Annotated in this window: 19 protein-coding genes and 1 tRNA gene; 2 read left to right on the top strand and 18 right to left on the bottom strand. The window is 34.2% G+C overall.

What is annotated here, in order from left to right:
- Window positions 1–337: 337 nt before the first annotated feature.
- From K8B81_RS15215 to K8B81_RS15190, 6 genes are all read right to left on the bottom strand, one after another.
- Entirely contained in the window at window positions 338–1627 is a 1290-nt protein-coding gene (locus K8B81_RS15215) for a hypothetical protein (RefSeq protein WP_223682418.1), read from the bottom strand.
- A 358-nt stretch (window positions 1628–1985) separates the two neighbouring features.
- On the bottom strand, window positions 1986–2975 hold the full coding sequence (locus tag K8B81_RS15210) for a DUF4238 domain-containing protein (protein WP_223682417.1): 990 nt from the start codon (window positions 2973–2975) through the stop codon (window positions 1986–1988).
- 79 nt (window positions 2976–3054) lie between these two features.
- A complete protein-coding gene (locus tag K8B81_RS15205; protein ID WP_223682416.1) occupies window positions 3055–3801 on the bottom strand; it encodes a hypothetical protein in 747 nt (248 codons plus the stop codon).
- Window positions 3798–4706: a hypothetical protein gene (locus tag K8B81_RS15200; protein WP_223682415.1), complete on the bottom strand. Its 909-nt coding sequence runs from the start codon at window positions 4704–4706 to the stop codon at window positions 3798–3800. The genes K8B81_RS15205 and K8B81_RS15200 overlap by 4 nt, the downstream gene beginning before the upstream one ends.
- Window positions 4707–4716: 10 nt before the next feature.
- Window positions 4717–4995 (bottom strand): hypothetical protein, encoded by a 279-nt coding sequence (locus tag K8B81_RS15195; RefSeq protein ID WP_223682414.1) that lies wholly within the window; start codon window positions 4993–4995, stop codon window positions 4717–4719.
- A gap of 307 nt (window positions 4996–5302) precedes the next feature.
- Window positions 5303–5707 (bottom strand): helix-turn-helix domain-containing protein, encoded by a 405-nt coding sequence (locus tag K8B81_RS15190; RefSeq protein ID WP_223682413.1) that lies wholly within the window; start codon window positions 5705–5707, stop codon window positions 5303–5305.
- A gap of 181 nt (window positions 5708–5888) precedes the next feature.
- Here K8B81_RS15190 and K8B81_RS15185 point away from each other — a divergent pair, with 181 nt between their 5' ends.
- Window positions 5889–6449: a hypothetical protein gene (locus K8B81_RS15185; protein ID WP_223682412.1), complete on the top strand. Its 561-nt coding sequence runs from the start codon at window positions 5889–5891 to the stop codon at window positions 6447–6449.
- 104 nt (window positions 6450–6553) lie between these two features.
- Here K8B81_RS15185 and K8B81_RS15180 read toward each other — a convergent pair.
- The 4 genes from K8B81_RS15180 to K8B81_RS15165 all read right to left on the bottom strand — a co-directional run bounded on the left by K8B81_RS15180 (window position 6554) and on the right by K8B81_RS15165 (window position 10060).
- A tRNA-Met gene (locus K8B81_RS15180) sits at window positions 6554–6626 on the bottom strand.
- A gap of 91 nt (window positions 6627–6717) precedes the next feature.
- Entirely contained in the window at window positions 6718–7242 is a 525-nt protein-coding gene (locus tag K8B81_RS15175; protein ID WP_223682411.1) for a DUF4269 domain-containing protein, read from the bottom strand.
- Complete coding sequence (locus K8B81_RS15170) at window positions 7235–8767, bottom strand: ArnT family glycosyltransferase (protein ID WP_223682410.1); 1533 nt, start codon at window positions 8765–8767, stop codon at window positions 7235–7237. The genes K8B81_RS15175 and K8B81_RS15170 overlap by 8 nt, the downstream gene beginning before the upstream one ends.
- A 177-nt stretch (window positions 8768–8944) precedes the next feature.
- Complete coding sequence (locus tag K8B81_RS15165) at window positions 8945–10060, bottom strand: PepSY-associated TM helix domain-containing protein (protein WP_223682409.1); 1116 nt, start codon at window positions 10058–10060, stop codon at window positions 8945–8947.
- A gap of 184 nt (window positions 10061–10244) precedes the next feature.
- On the opposite strand from K8B81_RS15165, the gene K8B81_RS15160 reads away from it, so the two are divergent.
- Window positions 10245–12584 (top strand): TonB-dependent receptor, encoded by a 2340-nt coding sequence (locus tag K8B81_RS15160; protein WP_223682408.1) that lies wholly within the window; start codon window positions 10245–10247, stop codon window positions 12582–12584.
- 75 nt (window positions 12585–12659) lie between these two features.
- On the opposite strand, the gene K8B81_RS15155 is transcribed toward K8B81_RS15160, so the two are convergent.
- From K8B81_RS15155 to K8B81_RS15120, 8 genes are read right to left on the bottom strand one after another with little or no spacing between them, the layout of a single operon-like run.
- Window positions 12660–14048: an AMP-binding protein gene (locus tag K8B81_RS15155; protein ID WP_223682407.1), complete on the bottom strand. Its 1389-nt coding sequence runs from the start codon at window positions 14046–14048 to the stop codon at window positions 12660–12662.
- A gap of 17 nt (window positions 14049–14065) precedes the next feature.
- The gene (locus K8B81_RS15150) at window positions 14066–14308 is read right to left on the bottom strand and encodes an acyl carrier protein (RefSeq protein ID WP_223682406.1); all 243 of its coding nucleotides are present in this window, start codon (window positions 14306–14308) and stop codon (window positions 14066–14068) included.
- A gap of 25 nt (window positions 14309–14333) precedes the next feature.
- Window positions 14334–15740: an MATE family efflux transporter gene (locus K8B81_RS15145; protein ID WP_223682405.1), complete on the bottom strand. Its 1407-nt coding sequence runs from the start codon at window positions 15738–15740 to the stop codon at window positions 14334–14336.
- Window positions 15737–17572 carry an IucA/IucC family protein gene (locus tag K8B81_RS15140; protein ID WP_223682404.1) on the bottom strand — a complete coding sequence of 612 codons (1836 nt, stop codon included), beginning with the start codon at window positions 17570–17572 and terminating at the stop codon, window positions 15737–15739. Before K8B81_RS15140 ends, K8B81_RS15145 begins: the two co-directional genes overlap by 4 nt.
- Window position 17573: 1 nt before the next feature.
- The gene (locus K8B81_RS15135) at window positions 17574–18947 is read right to left on the bottom strand and encodes a lysine N(6)-hydroxylase/L-ornithine N(5)-oxygenase family protein (protein WP_223682403.1); all 1374 of its coding nucleotides are present in this window, start codon (window positions 18945–18947) and stop codon (window positions 17574–17576) included.
- A 19-nt stretch (window positions 18948–18966) separates the two neighbouring features.
- Window positions 18967–21408, bottom strand: coding sequence for a GNAT family N-acetyltransferase (locus K8B81_RS15130; RefSeq protein WP_223682402.1), 2442 nt, complete (start codon window positions 21406–21408; stop codon window positions 18967–18969).
- Window positions 21386–22912 (bottom strand): pyridoxal phosphate-dependent decarboxylase family protein, encoded by a 1527-nt coding sequence (locus tag K8B81_RS15125; protein WP_223682401.1) that lies wholly within the window; start codon window positions 22910–22912, stop codon window positions 21386–21388. Before K8B81_RS15125 ends, K8B81_RS15130 begins: the two co-directional genes overlap by 23 nt.
- Before the next feature lie 30 nt (window positions 22913–22942).
- Window positions 22943–23578 carry a nitroreductase family protein gene (locus K8B81_RS15120; protein WP_223682400.1) on the bottom strand — a complete coding sequence of 212 codons (636 nt, stop codon included), beginning with the start codon at window positions 23576–23578 and terminating at the stop codon, window positions 22943–22945.
- Window positions 23579–23761: the final 183 nt, after the last annotated feature.

Raw genomic sequence — 23761 nt, 5'->3', positions numbered from 1 at the left:
CTTTAAGTTCAGAAAAATATAATTGTTAATACAAATCAAAAATAAAGATAAAAATGATTACACCACACGTACTTTTACCTGTTTAAAGCAATTTTCGAATCAATTATATTGGCTTCTAAAAACTATTATTAAAATTTGTTTATGTCTATATTCTGAAAATATTTCTGTCAATTTTTTTATTTCCCCTGGCGAGCGTCCCGCTCGTGAACACACTCTTGAAGCCCTAATACTAAAATTACGAACCGTTTTCATGACTGTTTGACTAAATTTAGTACAGTTTGAATTATAAAAAAAACATATTATTTTTAGTATAATCGGGTCTTTTTAATTGGATATTTTATAAGAAATAGATTTGCAGTTTCGTAGGCACTGTGACACCTTTCTGTTGTAGGATATTTTTATATTCAAGAGTTAAGGGAGTAGTCGGTGTAAAAATGCTATTAAACCTTTCTAGTAACCAGTTTGAATTATCTTGCTGATTGTAATGTTCAACGAGCCTCATAATTACATTTTCATCAGAAGGGTAATTTTTTATTACTCCTGCTATAATGTCCGCTTTTCCATTTACCCATAAATATGATTTTCGGCTAATAAAATTTGAGTTCTCTATAATTTCTTCTTTGAAAATGTTAAAGAATCCATTTTCTTTCAAAGTATGGTGATCGTTGTATGAATTCGGATAATCATTTAAATTGGATATTAATAATTTTAACGCCTCAGTTATTTCATTAGTAGGTATTAAACCATTTCTTAAAAAAGAGGCAAGTAATGTTGCTTTATTGCTACATGAATCTAATTCTGTCATCCAAAATTCTCTGATCTCTTCCGCAGAAAAATTAAACATTAAAACCTTATCAGGATTGTTAGATAAAAATTCTCTCAGATAGAATTTATTTTCTTTTATAATGGAAATTAGATGCGTATTTACAAAACTTTTATTAACCTCTAAACTTCTGCTGATCAGTTTTTGTATGTTTGAAGATAGGCTGTAAGAGAAAGGTCCGTCATTTAAAAGTTTATTCCAGAATTCTTGTAATTTTGTTCTTTCAACTGAAAATTCAATCTGCTGGATAAGCGGAGTTATATCTTTGTCAGGAGGAGTTACTGTAGGATTAAAATGACTTCTGATTTTATTAAAAAGTGACTGCATGCCACCTTCAATTGTTATTTTGGATAAATTACTCTCAATAAAAGACCAGAAGGACTCAACGTGCGAATTATCAATAATATTGTCTTTATAATGTGCGCAGTCATTTCTTCTGTCTTTCCAGTATCTAATTTGCTGTCTTAGGTTTTCGTTAATGTTGAATATCGGATCTTTTGTTCTTGTTTTGGTAGTCTGATCAGTTTTTTCTTGGCGTAGTACGGATTCAAAAACTAATGCTTCCCAAAGGTTTTCATTTTGTAGTTTTGCAGTTAAATTGTCCCATTCACCCTGAGGGAATAAGCTTGGTTTAGTACCGCCGATTATTCTTTCTTTAAGGATAGTCAGGAAAGCAAGATAGGAAAAAAGTAAAGATGCCCGGTTTGCACCGGCCTTGTAGCAGGTTACGGCATCGATGAAAAGCACGTTCACATCTTCTGAAAAATTATTATCAGAAATCCAGTTCTCAATTTTAAGTTTCATTTCAAATTATTTTTATGTATTTAGTAAAAGTTAAATCATGTAAATATTTAAGGAATAATATTTAATTTGTTTTAATCGTACGTATATTAATAGATACTATCTTTTTTAATTTATATGTGATTGTTTTTAGATTCAATTGTATGAATAAAGGATATAATTTTTAGGTTAAGACCACCAAGTTTATTTTAGAATTTCCATATCATTTGTATTTATTAGCATTTTTTATTAGTTCAAAAGTAGAAAGTTAGTACGCAATTATTTTGCGTAGCATAATTATACGCTTATGAACACTTCGCAGATGGGGGAACGCCAATTTTTTATAAAATTCGTTATATTGCTAAAAATTAAAAACAGTCTCTTACTTTTTTAATTCATCTATTCTTTTCAGAAAATCTGCTAGTGATTCAAGTTTTTTATCTTCGTCATTGATAGGGCTTTCAGTTTCTTTTTTGGTTCTCAAATATGATTCTAAAGCTGTTTTAGAACCAAAAACAAATTTTTCCGAATTATTCATTTGTTGAAAATTTCCGACTAGTTTGTCCATTGTAGAAAAGGCGGCTTTACTAGTTTTTCTAAAAATTAAGTTTTCTTGCCCAGCAATTCCTTCTGGTATTAACATTAAAATGTGTTTATTATCGAGAGGTAGTTTTAACGTATTTTGAGGATCGAAGGGCATGAATTTTTCCCCTGATAAATTACTTGCTATAACGGGATTATCGCTTGTAATGAATTCATCGGCTTCGTCTAGCTTTACGACCATAATAGCGTCATTCTTTAGTCTCAGAGGAATTAATTTTAATGCAGTTTCTAACTGAGTAAGAATCATTCCAGGTTGCCTTTCATCATTATAATCTTTAGTAAATTCTTCTAATGTTCTTCCTGCAATAGATATTTTTTCACCTTCAAATTTAAAATAATCTTTACCAGTTTGTTTACAAAGAAGGAAAACTTGATTAAAGACGCGACTCATCAAACCTCTGCTGGCATTTACCCATTTAGTCGTTCGATAATACATTGTTACAACAGTTGAAATTATTAATTCTCTTTCAACCTGTGAGATTACTCTTTTCTCGGAATCTACTAATATGTTATAAATCGTGTTATAGTGTTGCTCAAATTCATCAGAATAAAATTTTTCAACAGCCATCTTTTGTTCAATGGTTTCTCCAGGCAAAGTATAAAGATTTCTCTCAACAGCAATAGTCTTTATATTTGCTTCAAAAATTTTGTCAGGTGTTTCTACGTTGTTTGGTAATACAGAAATAATGTATTCTTGTCCCTTTTCAACAGCGAAATGTTTCAAATAAGTACGGGGAACAAAGTGTTGCCTTTTTACTAAATCTGCCATAATATTGAGTTTTGATTATTCGATATTTTTATTTAATCTCGCTTGCTTGTGCTGGTTATGTTTTTTAATATTTACGTTATTATCTTTTTACAACTATTGTATCGTGGACAACGATAGTATCATGTATATATACTTGTTTCATTTTGTCAATTATTGAATCAATTTTTTCTATTTTTATTGGCTGTTCTATTTTTATGACTTCATCTTTATTTTTTATGAAGAAAATACCAATGCATAAACAAATTATAGTAATTGCAGTCGTTGCATTAGCTAATTTAAACGCATTATGTGAATGAAGTAAATTAGTAGCTTTAACGTTATTTAAAACAATGTTTTTATTAATACAATATAAATAGTCCCGCACAAGTTCAGCGTTAAATTCTTCAACACTTCTGGCTTTAAAATTAAATACATTCAATGGAGATGGTGTTGCATATCTAAACTTTATAACATCAAAATTTTTTAATGCATTCCTAATTGATATAAAATAAAATATGAATGCAATTACAACCATGATAATTATTAAAATCCTTAAAAATAAATTTGTTTCTCCTGATTTATCAATAATCACAGGTATAAACAACCCAACGAGAGAGAAGATAATACTTGTTTGAGATATAATTTGAGAGGTTTTATTTTCTATGGAACTTTGTCGATTATTCTCTTCATCTATTAATGATTTTAAAAAATCTCTGTGAACTTCAATTTTATCTTTATCAGACGAATCAGATAAATCATATTCGTTTATAACATAATTATAGGGGTGTGGAAAAGAATGGATTTTGCTGACTCCTAAGCTTATTAAAATCTTTTTTAACCAAATCATATTAGTTCGTTTATTATTGCATCTGAAATTGGTAATTGTGTTTGAGTTTCAATCCAAGCCCACTGACCATTTGGGTTAATTTCTAAAAAAATATAATTTCCGTTTACATCTTTTATAATATCTATAGCTCCAAATCTTAAATTTAGTTTTTTAACTATTTCAATACATTTATTCTTAATATCGTTTGGAATTTTATACTTAAAAAATTTGAGTTGAGATTTTCTCCAATCAAGTTGAGTTTCAATATTGCTTTGAGAATCAACACCTGCACTAAAGACATTTTCTCCAACAACAGTAATTCTTAGTTCAAATTCTTTTTCTATCCTGTTTTGGAAGAGACATGGTGTTAAATCAAAGTTTTCAATTGAATCAATATGTTCTTTTCTTAGACGGTTGGTAAATAAAAAAGCGATAGAATCATCTTGAATAATTCTCGATACACCTAAAGGTTTAATTATAATATCTTGATTATTCTGCTCGTAAAATTTTTTTAATTCAATATTAGAATTTGTAACCAATGTTTTTGGAATATTAAATCCTATTTCTCGTGCCAATTTTAATTGCAATAATTTGTTTTCAGCCCTGTAGATTGAATATGGTTCACTAACCCATTTGGCATCTATAACTGAAAATAAATTTTTTATTAATGTTTCATATTCGTTTTGAATATATATTCTTTCTGAAAATTTTGCATTTTCAATTGATGGAAGTTTCGTTCTTCTAAACCAAACCGATTTAAATGAATATTCATTATCAAAAGTAAATTTCAAATTGTTATCAATCGAATAATTTGTTTTATCAATATCCTCACAGTTAAGTCTCTTATAGCTAATTCCTGTATTGTTTAGTTTATCGATAAGAAAATCACTTGTATAATCTTCTTTATGAGTTATAATTAGAATCATTTTTTGGAGGCTAATGTGATCCGTAACCTTTATCATCATCAGAACCTTCTGTTTGATAATGAGTTTGAGTTGAGGTGCCCATCATATAACTAATTCTGTCTGTGTCAGAATCAGATACTTCATCGTAAGTTTTAGTAAAAGTTTCAGTTCCCATATTTAAAAAACTTACTGCTGGTCTTTTTGTTATTTTATCGACTGAAAGATTTAAAATATCATCATATTCAATTAAAGAATTGTCAAAACTATAAACTAGAGGTTTTTCTGTGTATTGAAGTATTAGTGGTTTCATAGTACATTGCTTAAGATTAGAATTAGACATTTTGATAAAAACAAATATTAAGATTTAATTTTAAATATTTTTACGGAAATCCATAATGAATAAATTAAATACACGAAAGTAAAAATATCAATTAGGGCAGTATAATCATATGAGTATATATACCTGATTTATTTGTGAAATTTCAAAGACTTTTTATATTGTACACATCATGATTTTGAAAGTAAAACAGATTAAGTAATGTTCTAAAAACAAAAAAAGAGGCTGTCTCCACTTTTGAGACAGCCTCTTTCTAAAATTAAAAGATCTTTATGAATAATTATTTATTAATCAGTTTTTCAAGCCTCACCATCATTTCATCCTTCTCTTTCAACATCCTCTCATACAAAGCAATTTTTTCTTCGTGAAGCTTTAAAATTTCTTGCAATGGATTAACATTATAAGTACCACCAGAATTACCGATGAATGCTTCATCATGAAAAGTATTAGAAATAATATTTATCGCCTGTTCCTCATCAAAATTCTGAAAAGCTTCCACAGGAATTTTCAATACAGCAGAAATTTGTTTCAGCAAACTGTCTTCAATAACATCTTTTTGCTCCAGCATAGAAATTTTCTTTTGGTTCCAGTCTTCACCCAGATTATAAGCCAATGCTTCCTGTTTTATGTTAAGCATTTCTCTAAAACGTTTTACGTTTCTTCCCTGATGTATTTTCTGTTCCATAAATGAGTATTAGTTTTCTAAAGGGGCAAAGATAAAGCCATCTGCATTAAAAAGTGTGAATTTCAAAGATAAAAAAATATCCTGTAAAATATCTTTTCTGTCAGATATTATATCCAAATCCCGAATAGTTTATCCTTTTGAAAGAGTCGAACTTCGTTTGTGAATTTTAAATCTTCCCGCCATGAAAAAGAATAAAATGTACTTTGAAACTAATTTTTGGGCAGTCTATGAAGCAGAAAATCCACTTGAAGCTCTTTACTCTTTTTTTGACTTTGCCCATCTCGATTACTACAAGCAGATGTTGAGTGATGTGGTCATGCATTGCCACAAGAGCAAGATATACAAACAAGATAATCCATGCGAAATTTTTGTTTTCTACACTGCTGTATGCTCTTTTATCAAAGTGTGTTATTGCTTAAAGAGGAAAAGCATAAAATGGAAGGTGAAAAGTTCGGGTGATTATCAGTCCATAACGCAGCTGGCTTCACTTAGTAAAGAAGAATACGCGAATCCTTTTTTGGTATTCCAAAGCGCATTTGAAGAGAAAACTCCCGAAGAGTTTATTTTTTTTCTCTATGAAATCGTCCAGATCTCATTGTCTCCTCATACAGAAGAGTTTGATTATGATCTCGTAACGTGCTATATCCATTTAATCAGAATGCTCGATGCCGGGCAGATTATGGGAGAAAGAGGCATTGAAAAGATTGAAAAAGCAGAAGAGATTATCCCTGTAACCGAATAAAATATCGTCGGGTTAACTTTAAACACGATAATAGGAAAACGGATAAGAATAGAAGTTGTTATAAAACAAAAAGCTCCAGATTTTCTGAAGCTTTTTGTTTTTAGTAGCGGGAACAGGACTCGAACCTGTGACCTTCGGGTTATGAGCCCGACGAGCTGCCTACTGCTCTATCCCGCGATGTTTCGGGTGCAAAGATACACACTAAATACGGTTATGCAACTTATTTTAGGATTTTATTTTTTAAAATTTAAAAAAAAGATGTTTTTTCTCAGATTCTATAATCTAATAATTCTTCGTAAACATTTCCTTTTAAGCCTAATAGCAAACCAAAAGCAGGTTCGGTTTTTAAGCCTTTTTCTTTTAATCTAATGACCTCCAATCGAAAGTTTTCGCCTTTTGAATTTAGAATTTGGTGTTCAATTAGCATGTGTCTGTAGCCGTTTTGAAGTTCTGTTGGCGTATTTTGTCCGAAGATTTCGATTTCAAAAGTGTTGATAAAAAAGTTAGCAATAACAGATTCCTGCTTATTTATCAGCTCTTCCCGAATGGCAAAATGATTTTCTTTTCCGAACAGTTGTTTTGTCTTTTCAATAAAATCAGCTTTGTTTTTCCAATGGCAGAGAATATCCAAATCGCTGTTTTCAATATCAATATTTAGGGGAATTGTGCCAACCAAAACAGGCTCAAATTCAGCAAGATTTTCCAAAACTTTATGATGGGTTAAAAGAGTAAATGCGGCTTGCTGTTTAGGATTTCCGGTTTGTAAATAAGATATGTCTTTAAAATTAATCATTTATGATATCGCTTTTTTCTTCTTTGATTTCCTGTTCTAATTTTTTATTGATATCAACTTTTGCATTCCTGAAAACAAAAATCGTAGCGCCATATCCTCTGGCATATTTATTGGTGACCCGGCCGCCAATAGTAGCCGATTCAAAATACGGACTAGTTTCTTTCATTTCTTTGTCGTTTTCTTCAAAATCCTTAACGCGAATCAGGTTTTTGTATTTAATGCTAAGATCAAACCAATTCAGATAATCAGCATTAAAAGAAACCGCTTTGATTCCTTTTTTAGTATAATAATTAATGGCTCCGGCTTGTCCGTAATTATCGCAAAGCACAATCGTTTCTTTCTGGTTTGGAAGTAAAGCATAGACAGAATCTGTTTTTCTGGCCAATTCTTTCCACCCAAGCATATCAGCAAAATCCTGTGGCAAATGATGGTCTTTTCCATCTTCCCAACGAAGCAATCCCAGTTTTTTGTAGGGTTCAGAATGTGCAACCATATATTCAGGACTTTTATTTGGAAAAGCGACTTGATAAATCGGAATAAAAAGCAATAACGTAATCAGGATAAAAACTGGTTTTAGATAACGTTTCCATCCGGTATTTATCATTTCAGAGATATAAACTGCTCCAAAAGCAAGGTAAATGGGATATAAACCAATAGTGTAATACGCTTTTGCCTTGAAATAAATAAAAATTAAAAGGGTGAAAACAAATGAAGCGAAAAAGAACTGGTATTTTTTGAAAGGCCCGTAAAATAAAACGGCATAAAGTCCGGCTAAAATCACAAATAATCCGCCAATGAAAAATAGAATCTGTTCTTTTAAAAAATCACCCAGATCAACATGAACCAATTGCGTTTCTTTTAACTCCTTCATGTGATGCACAATTGGAAAATGATTGCTGTACTGCCAATAAAGATTAGGCAGAATTAAAACTAATCCTAAAAGCAAAGCAAAATAAAATTCTTTTCTTGCTGCTATTTTTCGCTGTTTAGAAAGTAAAATAGCAGGAGTTAACCCGAGTAATAAAAACAGGATATTATACTTATTCAGGAAACCTAAAGCGAAAATCACTCCGCCAAAATAAAGCCATTTTGTATTTTCTGAAGTCAGGTATTGTATTAAAACATAATAAACCGCAGTCCAGCATAAAATATCAAAAGAATTTGGCTGATAAAGCATATTTAAACGCAGTAAACATGAAAACAAAATGCATAAAGAGCCAAGAATTAAAGCGTAAAGATTTCCTTTTAAAAGTTCGATAGTTTTCCAGACAAGCAAAAGTGTCAGGGCTCCAAACAGGGCAGGGAAGAACTTTACCCAGAAAACCGAATTTCCAAGTAACAGAATAATATAAGAAAACCACGATGTTACCGGAGGCACTGATAAATAGCCCCATGCTAAATGATTTGCCTGATCGAGATGCAGATATTCGTCACGTTGTAAATCGTATTCGGGACTAATTAAAACATATTGAAGAATGAATTTCAGAATTATAAATCCAAATAAAATCAGGTTCTTTTTGGTCATGTAGTTGTTGTATAAAGTTGCAACTTGATTGAAAGCGCTAAAGACATAGCTAATATATAATTTATTTAGGTTTTTTTATCCTAAACAATATACTTGGGTAGTGTAAAAAATAAAAGCTCCGGATTCTTCCGAAGCTTTGGATCGTTTTTAATTGAAAATATCTTAAATGATTTAAAATTAGTTTTTCCTTTCTTTTTTTTTCTTCCCAAGCCAGATCAATAACCCTGTAACAGGCAAGGTTACAGCAAATAGACAGACGATGAAAGCCAGTATTTTAGTTGGATAGCCATAAAAGCTTCCCGTATGGATTGGGTACATGAGACGTTTTAGTTTGTCTCCTTTAGAGAAAGATTCATAAGGTCTGATTTCGATATCTTTGCCGGTATATTTGTCAAAATAAATAGCACCCGACTGATTTGGGATACTGAATTCTAAGTTTTCTTTTAGTATCAGAATACTGTTGATGGTATCAGCAGGCATTCTGATTTGGATGTTGCCTTTGTATGGAAATATACTGTCAGTTTTGCGATATAAGTTTTGATAAAAAGCAGTTTTGTCCAATTGCGGATCAATTTTAGTTGGGTTTTCGACTTTAGGAGATGGTTTTTCTGTAGTACCGTTTGCAATGAAATATATGCCATTTTCAAACCATTTAAAAGACCATGTCAATCCCGTGAGGGCAATAATCAGTAAAAAAAGAAAAGTGTAGAATCCAAAAGTCGAATGAAAATCCCAGTTGACTCTTTTAAAAGAAGCTTTCCATTTTACAGTCAGTCGCTGTTTCAGGTTTTTAGCTTTTTTAGGCCACCACAAAACAAGACCGGAAATCAACATGAATACAAATATCAGGCAGGAACATCCGGTAATGATTTCCCCAATGTCATGCATCAGTAAATGCCTGTGTATGTTTAAAACAACAGAGAAAAATCGGCTTTCCTGTGAGATAGTTCCGAGTACTTTTCCTGTGTAAGGATCTACAGAGAAAATCTGGCTGTCTCCTTCGCTGTCTTTTCCTATTATGATCATAGTACGGGTAGGATCGTTGTAGACTATGATTCGGTTTATCTTTTCAATAGCATATCGCTTCTGAATGGCAGCTGTACATTCATCAATTGATTTTTTATGGGTTCCAACAGTGGTTACATTATAAAACTCTGGATTAATAAACTGATCAATTTCTTTTTCGAAAACTAAAAGACTGCCTGTCAAAGCTACTATAAACAAAATAAGACCTGAAGCAAGCCCTAGCCAAAGGTGTAATTGTCCAATTTTTTTCTTCAATTTTTTCTTCATGTGGATTTTTAAAGAATTTAATTTCCTGCAAATCTATAGTTATTTTTAGATAAACCTACACTTCTTTAGTATCATTCTAAATAATTTTATGGTGTTTACTTGTTAAACTAATATTAATTTTTACTTTTGCATTGTTTTTATTAATTCTAAATAAAAACAAAATACTAACCAAATTTAAAGATCAATGAAAAATCTTAGTTTAAGAACATCACAATTTTTATTTACTATTAGCTTTTTATTTATAGTCATTTCATCGTTTGCGCAACAAAATCACGGAAAGATAAAAGGGCAAATCACAACTTCTGAGGGAAAACCTGCAGCAGACGTAAATATCATCCTTAAAAATTCAAAATATGGGACTTTTACAAATGATGATGGTAGTTTCGAAATAAACAGGGTAAAAGAGAATACTTATACACTCCAGATATCTTTGGAAGGTTATGAAACTTCTGAACAAGAAGTTAGGGTTGAAGATGATAAAACAGCTACAGTTAATCTACAATTGAAGGTTTCTAATAAAGAATTACAGGAAGTTGTCATTAGCAGCAGAAAAAGCCTGCTGTCAAAAAAAACAGAAACAATAGCAAGGATGCCGCTAAAAAACCTTGAAAATCCTCAGGTATATAATGTAATTCATAAAGAACTTTTTCAGGAGCAGGCAGCAATTGATATCACAACCGCAATGAGAAATGCACCCGGAGTTGTGCCGCTTAATTATCCTTCGGGAGGTTTTGCACTTATTTTTAGAGGTTTTACGGTTGGGATTAATGCCAGAAATGGAATGGAAACCTTATCAGGCCGATCTTCTGTAGGAATTGCAAACATTGAGCGTATTGAAATATTAAAAGGACCTTCAGGAACTTTATTTGGTTCTTCAGCTTCTTCTTTTGGAGGTGTGGTCAATTTAGTTACTAAAAAACCTTTTGAAACTACAGCTACGGAGGTAGGATATACTGCAGGAAGTTATGGCACACATCAGCTTACTGCAGATGTTAATACTCCTCTTACCAAAGATAAAAAAGTGCTTTTCAGGCTTAACGTAGGGGTAAATAAAGCAAAAAGTTTTCTTGATTATGGGTATTCTAACACTTTATCTTTTACTCCAAGTCTTACTTTTAAAGCAACAGATAAGCTTAAATTTAATATCGATGCAGAGCTATATAATGCAAAAAGTACTAAACCCTTGTATCCGGCTGCAGCTGCTACATCTGGTATAACGAATCCAGCCGATGTCAAATTAGATTATAAAAAATCGCTGGTTCATGATGATGCCGATGCTAAATCAACTTCATCAAAAGCTTTCGTACAGTCAGAATATCAAATATCAGACAACTGGAAATCTACTACCTTATTTTCTTATGTAAGTGAGAATGTAGAGTATAGTTATCAGGTTTTGCCAACATGGACTTCTCCCACTACGGTAACTATACGCGCGACGATGTTTGGACCAATATCCAGTAACTATACTAATATCCAGGAAAATATTAATGGGGAATTTAAAACAGGTATCTTAAGCCATAAAATTGTTGCGGGAGTGAATTACAGAAACTATTCAGATACTTTTTCATCTACACCAACGCCAACAGCTCCATTTAGAACAATTGATGTAACTACTAATTTTATTCCGGTTAGAAAAAAAGATATTGATGCAGTTTTGTTAGCTCCGGTTATACGTGCCGGAAGAGACGAGAATACCTATAGTGCGTATGCTTCTTATGTAATGGGTATTGCAGAAAGATTACATATTATGACTAGTTTGCGTCTTGATGATTTTGAACGTAAAGAAAGCGGCACAGTGCCGGGGTACAAACAAACATCCGTATCTCCTAAATTTGGATTGGTATTCGAGCTTTTGGATGATCAGTTATCATTGTTTGGGAATTATATGAATGGTTTCCAGAATATTGCGCCGGTTAATCAGCCTGACGGTTCACAATTTGTACCGGATCCGTTGTATGCTAATCAATGGGAGTCAGGGATAAAAGCGGAACTGTTTAATAAAAAAGTAAGCACAACAGTGAGTTATTATGAAATTACTAATGATAATGCATTAATAAGACAATCTGATTTAGTTTATCAGCAGGATGGAAAACAAGTGAGTAAAGGAGTGGAATTTGAATTTTTGGCGAATCCTATTTCTGGTTTAAATATTACTGCAGGGTATGCGTATAATGATAACCGTATCGAAAAAACAAGCGACGCTAATAAAGCTATTGAAGGTAATAAGGCTCAGGATGCACCAGAGCATGTGGTAAACTTTTGGGCTTCTTATAAGCTTCAGAATAAGTTAAAAGGTTTAGGTGCAGGAGTTGGCGCAAATTATGTAGATGAAAGTTACATGAGTACAGCGAATACTTTTTACATTCCATCTTATACTATTTACAGCGCAACTGTATTTTACGAGCAGCCAACATGGAGATTAGGACTTAAGGTAGATAATTTAACTAATGAAAAATACTGGAGTACATGGGGAGCACCTCAGGCACCAACTACTGTTTTGGGAAGTTTAACATTTAAATTCTAATCGTTTTATCCCAATAAAAAAGACCTCTAATTCGCAAGGATTAGAGGTCTTTTTGTGTTTTACAATTTATAGTTTTTACATTGCTATTTCAGATTCGAGTGATTCTTTAATAACAGGATAATTTACCTTTCCGTTAGCAGTAAGTGGTACAGTATCTAAGTAAATTACTTTTAAGGAGCTGGAGTGAAGACTTAATTTTGCTTTTAAAACGTTTACAATTACTTCTTTGTTTACGTTTTCATCGGTATATAAGACAGCTAAATGTTTGTCATGAATATTCAGGCAAATAAAGGTTTGTCCTCCAAGAGTGTTTTTTAGAAGCAATTCTATTTCATCCAGATTGATACGGATACCAAACAGTTTGACAATTCTTTTTAAACGGCCTGTGATATAGTAATAACCTTCAGCATCTACTCTTGCCTGATCACCTGTATGCAGCTTTTCTTCCTGATCATAAAATTGCAGGTCAGCTCTTCTTTCGGCATAACCGCCAAAAATATTTGGACCGTAATAAATAAGCTCCGAAGTTTCATTATCAATTTCAAAACGCCCGTTTTTAATAGCGCGTCCGATTGAAGTTGCTTTTCTCAGCAGGTCTTTTGGAGGTAAAAAAGACATTCGTCCGCTAGCTTCAGTCTGGCCATATTGAGCAAAGAACTGTTTATCAAACTTTTCGTTATATTCTGAAATGATTTCAATCAGTTTATGACTTAACATTCCGCCACCATGTGTAAAATAGCGTAATGAAGGATAGTCTTTTCTGAAGAAACCAATGCTATGAAGCATTTCATAAAAATAAGGTACACCTCCCAATGTAGCATATCCGTAATGCTTCAAATCTGACCAGAAATCTTTCTGAAAAACATCTTTGTCCGTACATACAATCTGATGTGCTTTTATACAATTCGTATTAAAAATTGACATTCCGTAAACCGAATGAACCGGAACATTCAAAGGCACTACATCATCACTTTTAATTGGCAGATATTCCAAAATAGATTTGGCATTTTGCACTAAGTTTTCAACAGACAGTCTCACAAATTTTGGAGATCCGGTTGTTCCGGAAGTACTCAGCAGTAATTTAATTTTGGGATGTATCGGATAAATCGAATTTTCATTGCGTCTGAAAAGCACGATAGTATCAGAAACATGTACAGCAGTGTAACCTTCGATACTATTTCGTGACGGATCATAAATGTAATAAGGCGTATATTTTGCTTCTAAATTTTCCTTAAAATCGGTATTGGTTCCCTGTCCGAGTAGTGCAATTGTAAATCGGCTTTGATAAAAATTTAATAAAGTCTCTATAGCCGGTAACTGATTGTCATTATATATAAAAACAACAGATCTCAAGTTCTCAATTTCGAGAGACTGATGTATTTCTTTTATTGATTTAGTAGCACCCGAAGCAGCATCCGTAAAGATTAAATTTTCGTTTTTTGAGATTAATTCATATAATTCCATGTTTCTAATGTTGGTTGCTAATTAATTTCAAATCCATGTTTTTTAAGAAGGTTTTTTATTTTTTCAACGCTTCCCATATCCAGAATATCTTCCATGTCTATTGAAATGTTATAGGTTCTTTCCAGTTCCTCAACCAGTACCAGATGGCTCATCGAATCCCATTCGGCTATTCCCTGATATTCTAACTCATCGTTTATAGTTTCAACCGGTATTTCAAAAGCTCTTGAAAATACGCTGTGTAATTGTGCTGTTGTGTTCATGATTTTTTAATTGATTTAAAATTGATTAAACTTTAGTTGTTTTCCATTTTCCTTTTCGAAAGATGATAATACAGGCTACGGCCAGTACAATTTCTGAAAGCAGGATGGCGGTAAAGACACCATTAGAGCCCAGATCAAAAGCGATTCCCAACAAATAGGCAAAAGGTATCTGTACGATATAAAACATCAAAATATAAAGCCAGGTAACGACTTTTACTTCTCCGGCAGCATTGAGTGCCCTTGAAATAACCATGGTGTATCCTAATAAAACATACGCCATCGAAATAAGATGGATATACATCGTACTTTGAGAAATTACTTCCGGAGTATCAGTAAAGATTTTCACCACCGGAACTGCTAGAAATATCCAGCATACGGCAATAAAAACCAGAAATCCCATATTGAGCATTCCGGCTCTCCAAACCGATTTTTCGGCACGGTCGGGCTGTCTGGCACCCAGATTTTGGCCTGTTAATATTCCGGCGGCGTTTCCAAGTCCCCAGGCAGGCATTGTAGCAATTGAAGTTACTCTTTGTGCCAAAATGTACCCGGCCAGCGCATTTTCTCCAAAATGGGACATAATTTTTATCATGAATACCCAGCTGGAAGCAGGAATGATAAACTGAACGGTTCCGCTGAAAGCCAGTTTGAGGATTCTTTTGAAAATATCCAAATGAAATACCAATTGCGCCAAACCGATTTTCATTACGGTTTTGCCTCTAATGAGATACCACGTTTGATAAAGGACTCCGATCAATCGGGCGATTAAGGTTGCGATTCCGACTCCGAGTAAACCAAAAGCAGGAATAAGTCCCCATCCGAAGATGAAAATAGGACATAAAATGATGTTCAGTGCGTTCGAAACCCATAATACCCGCATCGCTGTAGAAGCATCACCGGCTCCACGAAATATTCCGTTGATTACGATTCGCAGAATCAAAAATCCGCTGGAAGCAAACATGACTACTCCATAACTATATCCTTCCTGAACCATGGCAGGGGAGAGCCCCATAAGACTCATGATTTCTGAAGTCCAGACAGCGCAGACGATACTGATAATTACGGCTATTGGAGTTGTGATGTAAATAACCTGCATAGCAGTTTGTCCTGCTGCTTTAAACTTCTTTTCTCCGATTCTTCTGGAAATCATAGCCGAAGCTGCAATTCCCAATCCTATAGAAACCGAATAGCAAAAAGTAATAAAAGTAGTTGTGGCACCGGCAATAGAAATGGCATTGGTTCCTAATCTGCTGACGAAAAACAAGTTCCAACAGACAAATAATGATTCCATCAGTAATTCGGCAACCATTGGGACAGACAATAAAATAATCGTTCTGTTGATACTACCTGAGGTAAAATTACTTTCCTTTCCGGAAATGGAATGCCTTAAAAGGCTAAAAAAGGAACGCGTTTTCAATAGGGCTTCTTTCATGAATTTTCTTTTAAAGTTGCCAATTCCGATGTAACCAACTGGTACAAAGGGTTGGGTATAAAACCGCTTTTTTTCATATGAGGAAAACCGGAAGTTTCTTCATAGCCATTAAACAAACGTCGACTGTTAAAAATAAGACGCTTGAATTCCGGAATCAGCAAATCGTATTTTTCAAACATTTCCTGTAGTTCCGGATGTTCTTCCTGATATTCTGTGATGACTTCGTAAACACAATTCCAAAACGAAACTTCCGAATAGTCTGCAGTTGTGATTAACACATCGCTCAGGTATCTGAAAAAAGCATCAAAAACCGCTATCAGAATAACCAACGGAGCATTTTCAGGATTTGGAGAAGCATTGAACATATTATCAATGAATTCCTGAGGCAGTTTTTTCTTCCCTTCTTCATTAATTAAAATATCGCCTACAAAATCCTGCAAAGCAATACGCGTAGGGACATAATCTTTTAAAATAAGGATTACGTTTTGCCCATGCGGATCAATACATAGAGAATGCTGGTAATAAATCTGCAACACCGGTTTAAGATAAGCTGTCATATAGGCTTTTAACCACTGTTCTGTAGAAAGACCTGATTTTTCAATCAGTTCCTGAATCAGACTTTTGCCCTGATTGTCTACATATAATAAAGCCGCCATCGTCATCAGATTTTCTCCTGGCTTTAAAAAGTTAACCGGACTTTCTCTCCACATCGCTCCCAAAAGCTCATTGTACTGATAAGGAGGATTTGCAATTTTACTGTAACTCGGATGTGTATAACTTACCGAAACGACTTCGCCCAAGAGTACAACGCCCATATTTTGCAGATGTAAATCTTTTTCTAATAAATTTTTTATCCAACCGGTTAATTTAGGCGCAATGGATAATTGTTTGGCACATAATCCTCTGATGTGGCTGGTGTTTAAGATAGATATCGCTGTTTTTACATAGTGTCTCTGTGGCTGACTCTGGTTAAAAAACGTACGAATACTTTGTTGCGGACTGTACAAATCATCTGAAAGTCCTAAAAGAATAAGCTGTTTCGAAGCAATATCATGGGCAAACTGCATCACATGTTTATTCTGCCATTGCCAGGAATGAACAGGGATAAAGATGTAATCATCCGGATTTACATTTGCCTGATGAAGCACAGCTTTAAAAGAATCTATTTTTTCTTTGCCCAGTTCGTTTTCAAAAAAACGCTGCTGATCCATAGTTTCCAATAAACGAAAAGTAGTACGGCTTTTATGAGCGGCAACCCAAACCAAACGTGTATTCTGACCAGATTCAGGTGCAAAATTCTGATAATCCTGCGAATCAAAACCAATGCGGCCTTTATTTACAATGACCCATGGATGTCCATCAAGACTGTGTTCAATAGTTTGAAAATCGGCATCTGCGAGTTCTGAAGCCGACAAACGTTTCTGAGAATGGATAAAGGCATCAGCGTATAAAGTATGCAGTAACTCTTCAGCATAATGAGCCAGCGTAAAGGAGTTTATGCCAAAAGTTTCCTGAAATTCTATAAAGAAATTAGGAACATCAATTGTCGCTGATTCCTGCCCGTCTTCATTTTTACGAATACTTTCCTTTATAATATGCCAGTAATTGATAAATCTTGGGTAAGCAGAAAAAGTATAATGCAGATTTTCTTTATCAGCTGCTAATCTAAAATGAGTCAGACCATCTTCTTGTTTGCTTATGATTTCCGGTTTTGCCAGATCTTCGCGCATCAGTTCAGAGATACTTTTAGCCAACAGATTTCGGTTGACTTTATTCCAGATTTCTATGTCGAGATGTTTGGTGTCGTTGAATATATTTTCAGGAGTTATCATCTTAATTTGTTTTTAGTAAGGCCTCGATATCTAATTGTTCGTTGATGGTTGCCATAGCATCCTTTTGTAAAAAATCTTCTGTTGATTTCAGTACACCAAATTCCTGGAAGGCGATTCGTTTTTCCACTTTATAAATCTCACGATTGGTTAGTTGGTTAATGATGCAGGAATTTCGATATGGTCCCATGCCCAGGTCAGGAGTCGAAAGTCCATGGGTATGCAGTTCTGCATTCTGAACAAAAATGTCTTTTCCGTCTTTATCAATGGTATAATTGCGATTGACATTGAATAAGCCGTTTTCAAGGCGGTTAATTTTGTTTTCAATTCCTTTAATGATATCCGGTTCTTTGTAACTGTAACCTGTTGCCAGAATAATGTAATCGCTCTGATCCTGAAAGGGTTGTTCAAGTTCGGTATGAATAAAGTCCATAGTGTAGGAACTGTCCGCATTTTCAGTAACAGTTGTGAGACGCAGATTGGAACGCAATTCCACATTCAAAGGCTTGTTTTCTAAACTCATTTCATAAAGGCTGTCAAAAATTTCGTTAATCAGTTCCTGATCGATTCCTTTATAAAGTCCGTGTTGTCTGGCTAAAAGTTGTTTTCTTTTTTCGTACGTCAGACTATGAAAATGATCCACATATTCAGGAGAAGTGAGTTCCAGCGTCAGTTTTGATTTGTTATCCAAAGGGAAGAAGTGGGAGGAACGGGTGTACCATTTGAGTTGTAAACCGTTTTCAGTTTCCGGTAAAAGATCGCGAAATACTTCTGCAGCACTTTGACCTGAACCAATAATAGTAACCGAATTATTGTTTTTGATTCTCGATTTGGAATATAAATATTTCGATGCATGAATCACATTTGGCAGTTCCTGTTTTTCGATAAAATCAGGAATGTATGGAGAAGTTCCTGTCCCTAAAACAATTTTTTCGGCATAATAGGCTGATGTGATGCAGGTTTCTGTATTCATCACGACTACTTTATATAAGCCATCAACATAATCCAGAGAAACTACTTTGTGGGAGAATTTTAAATTATGAAGTTTAGAAGCCACCCATTTACAATATTCATTGTATTCTCTTCTGAAAATAAAGAAATTTTCACGGATGTAGAATTTATACAAACGTCCGCTTTTTTTGATAAAATTCAGGAACGTATATTGACTTGTGGGATCTGCCATTGTAACCAGATCTCCTAAAAACGGAACCTGAAGTGTGGCGTTATTTAACATCAGACCCGGATGCCAGTCAAAACTGGCTGACTGATCGAAAAACAGTGATGAAAGTTCGTCTACCGGCTCCATAAGGGCGGCAAGACCAAGATTAAAAGGACCAATCCCGATACCTATGACCGAGTATATTTTTTCTTTACTCATTATTACTTTTTTTAATTGATTAAACCTGAGGTGCTGAAACCGGAATGTTCTGAAAGTTTTTGGCAGCAGGAAATTTTTCCCAATACCATTCTCTGTAGCAATAATTAAGGTTGGCTTTTTTATGCGGCATTTCAATTACTTTTTCAATTTTGAATCCAACATGTGCTTTATTCAGCATTGATGCTATTGAGTCTACCGCTCCTTCGCCCACCATTTTGCCGACTTTTGATTCCGCAAAAACAAAATCCATCATCGATTGCGTTACGGCAGAAGTGAATTTCAGTTTGGAATCTGTTGGCGCGATAAATAAATGCGTTCCGTAATCGGATGGGAGCGAGTCATAATAACCTCCAACAATATCACGGTTCGCCCAATATACTTCCATGTTAAATGTAGGTTCGCCATTGACTTCGCCGATATAACTGTGTGAAATATCTCCGGGAAGGAGCGTTCGGTAAAATGATTCCAACTCCTTAACAGGCCAGTTCATTTTCCAGATTTTTAAAGCATGTTCACGATGAAACCATTCGTGCAGCATTTCCAAATCCCGTTCAGGATTAACCGGACGCAATGTTATGGTTACATTTTCCTTTTCGAAGTATCGGCTAAAAATCACATCATTTCCTTTAGGATTAATTAGTTTTGGAGAAAAAAAGTACTTGTTTAAAGGATTTGGATAATTTAAATATACCGCCGGATTGGTTCTTGGCGCACTGGCTTCATCCATATTGTTGAGGCTTGTCAGTAGGTTGCATTTTGCATACAATTGAATACTGTTTAAAAAATGTGAAGCCAGACCTGTGGTGTCATTTGCTTCTTCTGTTTTGAACGCTTCATATATAATGTTCAGAAGAGATGATTCATTGGCCAGTTTATTTTTGCCTAAAACATTTACAATTCCAAAAAGATGATTCACTAAAAAATAATAGCCCCAAAGGTTAATAATTCGGCTTTCGGCTATAAAATTTCGGCTTTCGTCACCAAAACCTGTAATTAGATTCTGTAATTCCTCCGTTTTTCCCTGACGGAAAAAATAACCCTGATTGTCCCTGAAATACATTTTAGACGGAAAAAGATTGTCATCAAATTCTATAAGGATGTTTTGCTGATGGAATTCTGCTCCAAATCCGTATTTATTGAAGATGCCTACTAACGGATGTAAAGTAACTTTAAGGTATTGCTTAAACCAGTCGATGGCTGTATCAGTCACTTCTTTGTCCAGTCTTTTTGCCGATTCGTTAATGATATTCAGTATTCTGGCTGATTCACCCAGCACACCATCCTGACATAAAGAAGCAACCATGCTCACATTTTTTCTGGCATTTGCCCCATGGAAAGGATTTTGGCGTACACTGGTGCTAAAGCCATCAATGACCTTATCTTCATAAACCACCGAAATAAAAGCAGGATCGCAAATGAGCTGTACTTCAGGATACTCTTTTTCAATTCCTTTTCCCCATTCTGTTTTCATGAGTTTGCCGGCATCATAACCACGGTTTAATTCATGAAGATAATTGACACGATATGAGTTGGTGATTTTTACATGAAGTGAAAATTTATACATCCATTCGCTTTCTGCATTGTAAACCGTACGAACCGATGAGGTAGCAGTATACGATGGTCCGAATTGTCCCAGACTGAAAAGCAGTTTTTTTGACTGCATTTCTTTTACTTCAGCCTGATTTAATAAATACTCGGCTTCCCATGGGTGTGTTGGAACTACTTTCCATTCCGGATATAAAATCAGTAATTCTTTAGTGCTGTTATCTACATATTTTGAAATTTCATTTTTGAGATAATCCGTCATCAGATAATCTTCGGCACTTTTTTCGAGTACATTATCCGGATGAATAAGGAAAAAATGCAATGGGAATTGTCCTGCCGTTTCCGGAGAATATTTTTTCAGTTCCTCATGAGTAAAACCTTCCCTGCTTTTAGGAAGGGGATGCACACTATGTCCTAAAATCAGTGATTGTTCTGATTCAATAAACGATTGCTCAGGATTATTGGCTACAAGATTATTCTCTTTGTATTGAGCGAGATAAAAAGCCAGATTATCAATACTGTTTTGCATACGTTTTTGAGTAGGAAGGGAATCGAGTTCAGGATATTCTTTTTTAGCAAAAGCAGCAACAAATTCTACAAAATCCAAAGGACTAATTTCTTTGATTTGATCAGAAGCAGCATTACGTGCAACAACCGGAAATCCAAAAGAATGAACCCCGCTTTCTGAAAAATAAGTCAAAGGCGCAAAAACTTCCTGACCGATATCAGTAAAATCAAATCGGAGAAATGATTTATGATTGATGGTCTGCATATAATCTGCCAAAGCCGGATCGTATTTCGGAATACCTTCATAACGGCTCCAGTTCCTGAATTCCCTGCAATAACAATTCAGCAGGGATTTAAAATTAACCTGCTCTGCCAGCTGTTGAAAATTAGTTGAGTTGTTGGTATTCATTTCCGTTTTGTTTAATGAGGTTAAGAATGTTTTTGATATCATTAAGCGTAGTCAATGGATTGAAAATGGTGAATTTGAGATAGAAATTTCCATTTACTTTTGTGCTGGCAACCAAAACGTCTCCGCTAAAAAATAATTTTTCTTTGATGTACTGATTGATATTACAATAATTAGCCTGATCAAGACCATTGATAAAACGGAAGACTAATACGCCCATATCAGAGTGGCATAAAAGTTCAAAATTTTCATCATTTTCTAAGTAATGAGCCGTTTGCTGGGCTGTTTCTATGATGGTGTCCGTATATTGCCCAAGCTTTTCTTTACCCATATAACGAAGCGTAAACCAAAGTTTAAGCGCATCAAAACGACGGGTACTCTGAATAATGGATTTGTTGATTTGCGCCGGAAGTGCATCATAATTCTGCTCTTTTGGATTCAGATAATCGGCGTGGTGCTTGATAATGTTAAGATGCAGTTTGTTTTTTACTATAAAAGCGCTGCTGCTAATCGGCTGAAAGAAAGATTTATGGTAGTCGATGGTTACCGAATCTGCAAGTTCAATTCCGTTTAAGAGATATCTGTATTTTTCTGTCAGCAATAATCCGCATCCATAAGCGGCGTCAACATGAAGCCATAAATTGTGGCGGCTGGCAATATGAGCTATTTCAGTTAACGGATCAACATTTCCAAAATCGGTTGTTCCCGCTGTGGCTGTAATAGCAATCGGAATATTGCCTTTTTCTATTTCTGCAGCAATTGCTTTTTCAAGTTGTTTAGGATCCATTCTGTATCTGGTATCCACGCCCACATGTACAATGGCCTGTTCACCAAGTCCTAAAATCCATGCATTTTTATGATTACTGAAATGTGCTTTATCCGAAACAAAAATTCTAAACTTACTCGCATCAGGCGGAAGCCCGTCAAGTTTGATGTTCCATTTTTGATATTCAAGAGAAAAATAATCTCTTGCCAGTAATAATCCCATTAAATTACTTTGGGAACCCCCGGCAGTAAAAATACCATCCGCATTTTCAGAATAGCCAATTTGTTTGCTGGTCCAGTCAATTAGTTTTCGTTCTATAAAAGTTCCTCCGGCACTTTGATCATACGTGTCCTGAGATGAATTAATGGCGCTGATCAATACTTCGGCTGCCAGTGCCGGAATTACCACAGGACAATTTAAGTGCGCAATATATTCCGGTAAATGATAGGCTGTAGCATGTTGTACATACAACTCATCCACTTCATTTAATAAGCTTTCGTAATCGGGTAGGGGAATATCCAGATCTACATTTTCAACTTTTGCTTTCATTTCATCAGGCCTGATTCCGCTGAAAGGTTTTCGGTTGTTTTTTAGAAAGTCCGAAACACGGTTTTGCGCTAATTGTATGGCTTCAGCATATTCATCATTAGCATGTTGATGAAAAATATCTTTATAATAATCCTGATCGGGAGTAAGCACAGAATTTTTTTGTGCCTCATCATTCATTAATGTGTTGCTCATAATGGGTTTTATTTAAGGTTTGTTAATAATTTATTGCAGATAAATCACTTTTTTAGATAAAGGAGTTCTCTTCTTTTTTGATATTTTTAATTTATCATCATAATAGCCCAGATAGAGAAGGCCTAATGATTTTTCATTTTCACCAAGACCAAATTCGCTCACGTAATCAATAGCCACATTTTTGGTACTCCAGTAACTTCCAATCTTATTCGCAGTACAAGTGAGTGCCATATTTTGTACAGCAGAAGATACCGCGGCAATTTCTTCCCACTCCGGAAGATTGATTTTAGTGTTTCGAACCAGAATTATTCCAATTATGCAAACAGCGTTCAAAGGATAGTTTCGCAGATAATTCAGTTTTTTTACTAATGCATCAGGTGAGAGTTCTTTTGCATAAGAGTCTTTGTAATAATTGGCCATGTATTCGCCATATTCTTCAAGATATTTTCCTCTTAAAACAATAAATCTCCAGGGTTCAGTCATTTTGTGATTGGGTGCCCACATAGCGTTTATTAGAATTTCATCGAGCAGGTCATCAGGCAATTCTCCCTTGACAAATTGATCACCAAAAATGCTTCTTCTCTTCCGAATATTTTCTGAGATTTTTTTTGATTTATCAGAGTAATCTGAAGCTCTTATTTTACTGGGATTGTCTTCTATTTTCATATTTTTTTAAATTTTTCTAAGAAATTTATTGTTATTTAGATTAATTAAAAATATATTTGTAAGTAAATGTTATTTAGACTAAGTAAAAACAAATGTATAAATTAATATGAATAAAAAAAAATAAATATGAAAATTTTATACGAATGCCCGTACATAAATAAATTGTTGTTATAAAATTAATTT

Source organism: Flavobacterium hibisci (genome assembly GCF_020026925.1).
In the GTDB taxonomy this organism is placed as follows: domain Bacteria; phylum Bacteroidota; class Bacteroidia; order Flavobacteriales; family Flavobacteriaceae; genus Flavobacterium; species Flavobacterium hibisci.
Note: the sequence above shows the minus strand (reverse complement) of the source record. Positions and strands in the feature narration are given on the sequence as shown.

Coding starts and splice junctions, on each gene's coding strand:
- K8B81_RS15215 (WP_223682418.1), bottom strand. CDS start 1,627: ATGAAACTTAAAATTGAGAACTGGATTTCTGATAATAATTTTTCAGAA.
- K8B81_RS15210 (WP_223682417.1), bottom strand. CDS start 2,975: ATGGCAGATTTAGTAAAAAGGCAACACTTTGTTCCCCGTACTTATTTG.
- K8B81_RS15205 (WP_223682416.1), bottom strand. CDS start 3,801: ATGATTTGGTTAAAAAAGATTTTAATAAGCTTAGGAGTCAGCAAAATC.
- K8B81_RS15200 (WP_223682415.1), bottom strand. CDS start 4,706: ATGATTCTAATTATAACTCATAAAGAAGATTATACAAGTGATTTTCTT.
- K8B81_RS15195 (WP_223682414.1), bottom strand. CDS start 4,995: ATGAAACCACTAATACTTCAATACACAGAAAAACCTCTAGTTTATAGT.
- K8B81_RS15190 (WP_223682413.1), bottom strand. CDS start 5,707: ATGGAACAGAAAATACATCAGGGAAGAAACGTAAAACGTTTTAGAGAA.
- K8B81_RS15185 (WP_223682412.1), top strand. CDS start 5,889: ATGAAAAAGAATAAAATGTACTTTGAAACTAATTTTTGGGCAGTCTAT.
- K8B81_RS15175 (WP_223682411.1), bottom strand. CDS start 7,242: ATGATTAATTTTAAAGACATATCTTATTTACAAACCGGAAATCCTAAA.
- K8B81_RS15170 (WP_223682410.1), bottom strand. CDS start 8,767: ATGACCAAAAAGAACCTGATTTTATTTGGATTTATAATTCTGAAATTC.
- K8B81_RS15165 (WP_223682409.1), bottom strand. CDS start 10,060: ATGAAGAAAAAATTGAAGAAAAAAATTGGACAATTACACCTTTGGCTA.
- K8B81_RS15160 (WP_223682408.1), top strand. CDS start 10,245: ATGAAAAATCTTAGTTTAAGAACATCACAATTTTTATTTACTATTAGC.
- K8B81_RS15155 (WP_223682407.1), bottom strand. CDS start 14,048: ATGGAATTATATGAATTAATCTCAAAAAACGAAAATTTAATCTTTACG.
- K8B81_RS15150 (WP_223682406.1), bottom strand. CDS start 14,308: ATGAACACAACAGCACAATTACACAGCGTATTTTCAAGAGCTTTTGAA.
- K8B81_RS15145 (WP_223682405.1), bottom strand. CDS start 15,740: ATGAAAGAAGCCCTATTGAAAACGCGTTCCTTTTTTAGCCTTTTAAGG.
- K8B81_RS15140 (WP_223682404.1), bottom strand. CDS start 17,572: ATGATAACTCCTGAAAATATATTCAACGACACCAAACATCTCGACATA.
- K8B81_RS15135 (WP_223682403.1), bottom strand. CDS start 18,947: ATGAGTAAAGAAAAAATATACTCGGTCATAGGTATCGGGATTGGTCCT.
- K8B81_RS15130 (WP_223682402.1), bottom strand. CDS start 21,408: ATGAATACCAACAACTCAACTAATTTTCAACAGCTGGCAGAGCAGGTT.
- K8B81_RS15125 (WP_223682401.1), bottom strand. CDS start 22,912: ATGAGCAACACATTAATGAATGATGAGGCACAAAAAAATTCTGTGCTT.
- K8B81_RS15120 (WP_223682400.1), bottom strand. CDS start 23,578: ATGAAAATAGAAGACAATCCCAGTAAAATAAGAGCTTCAGATTACTCT.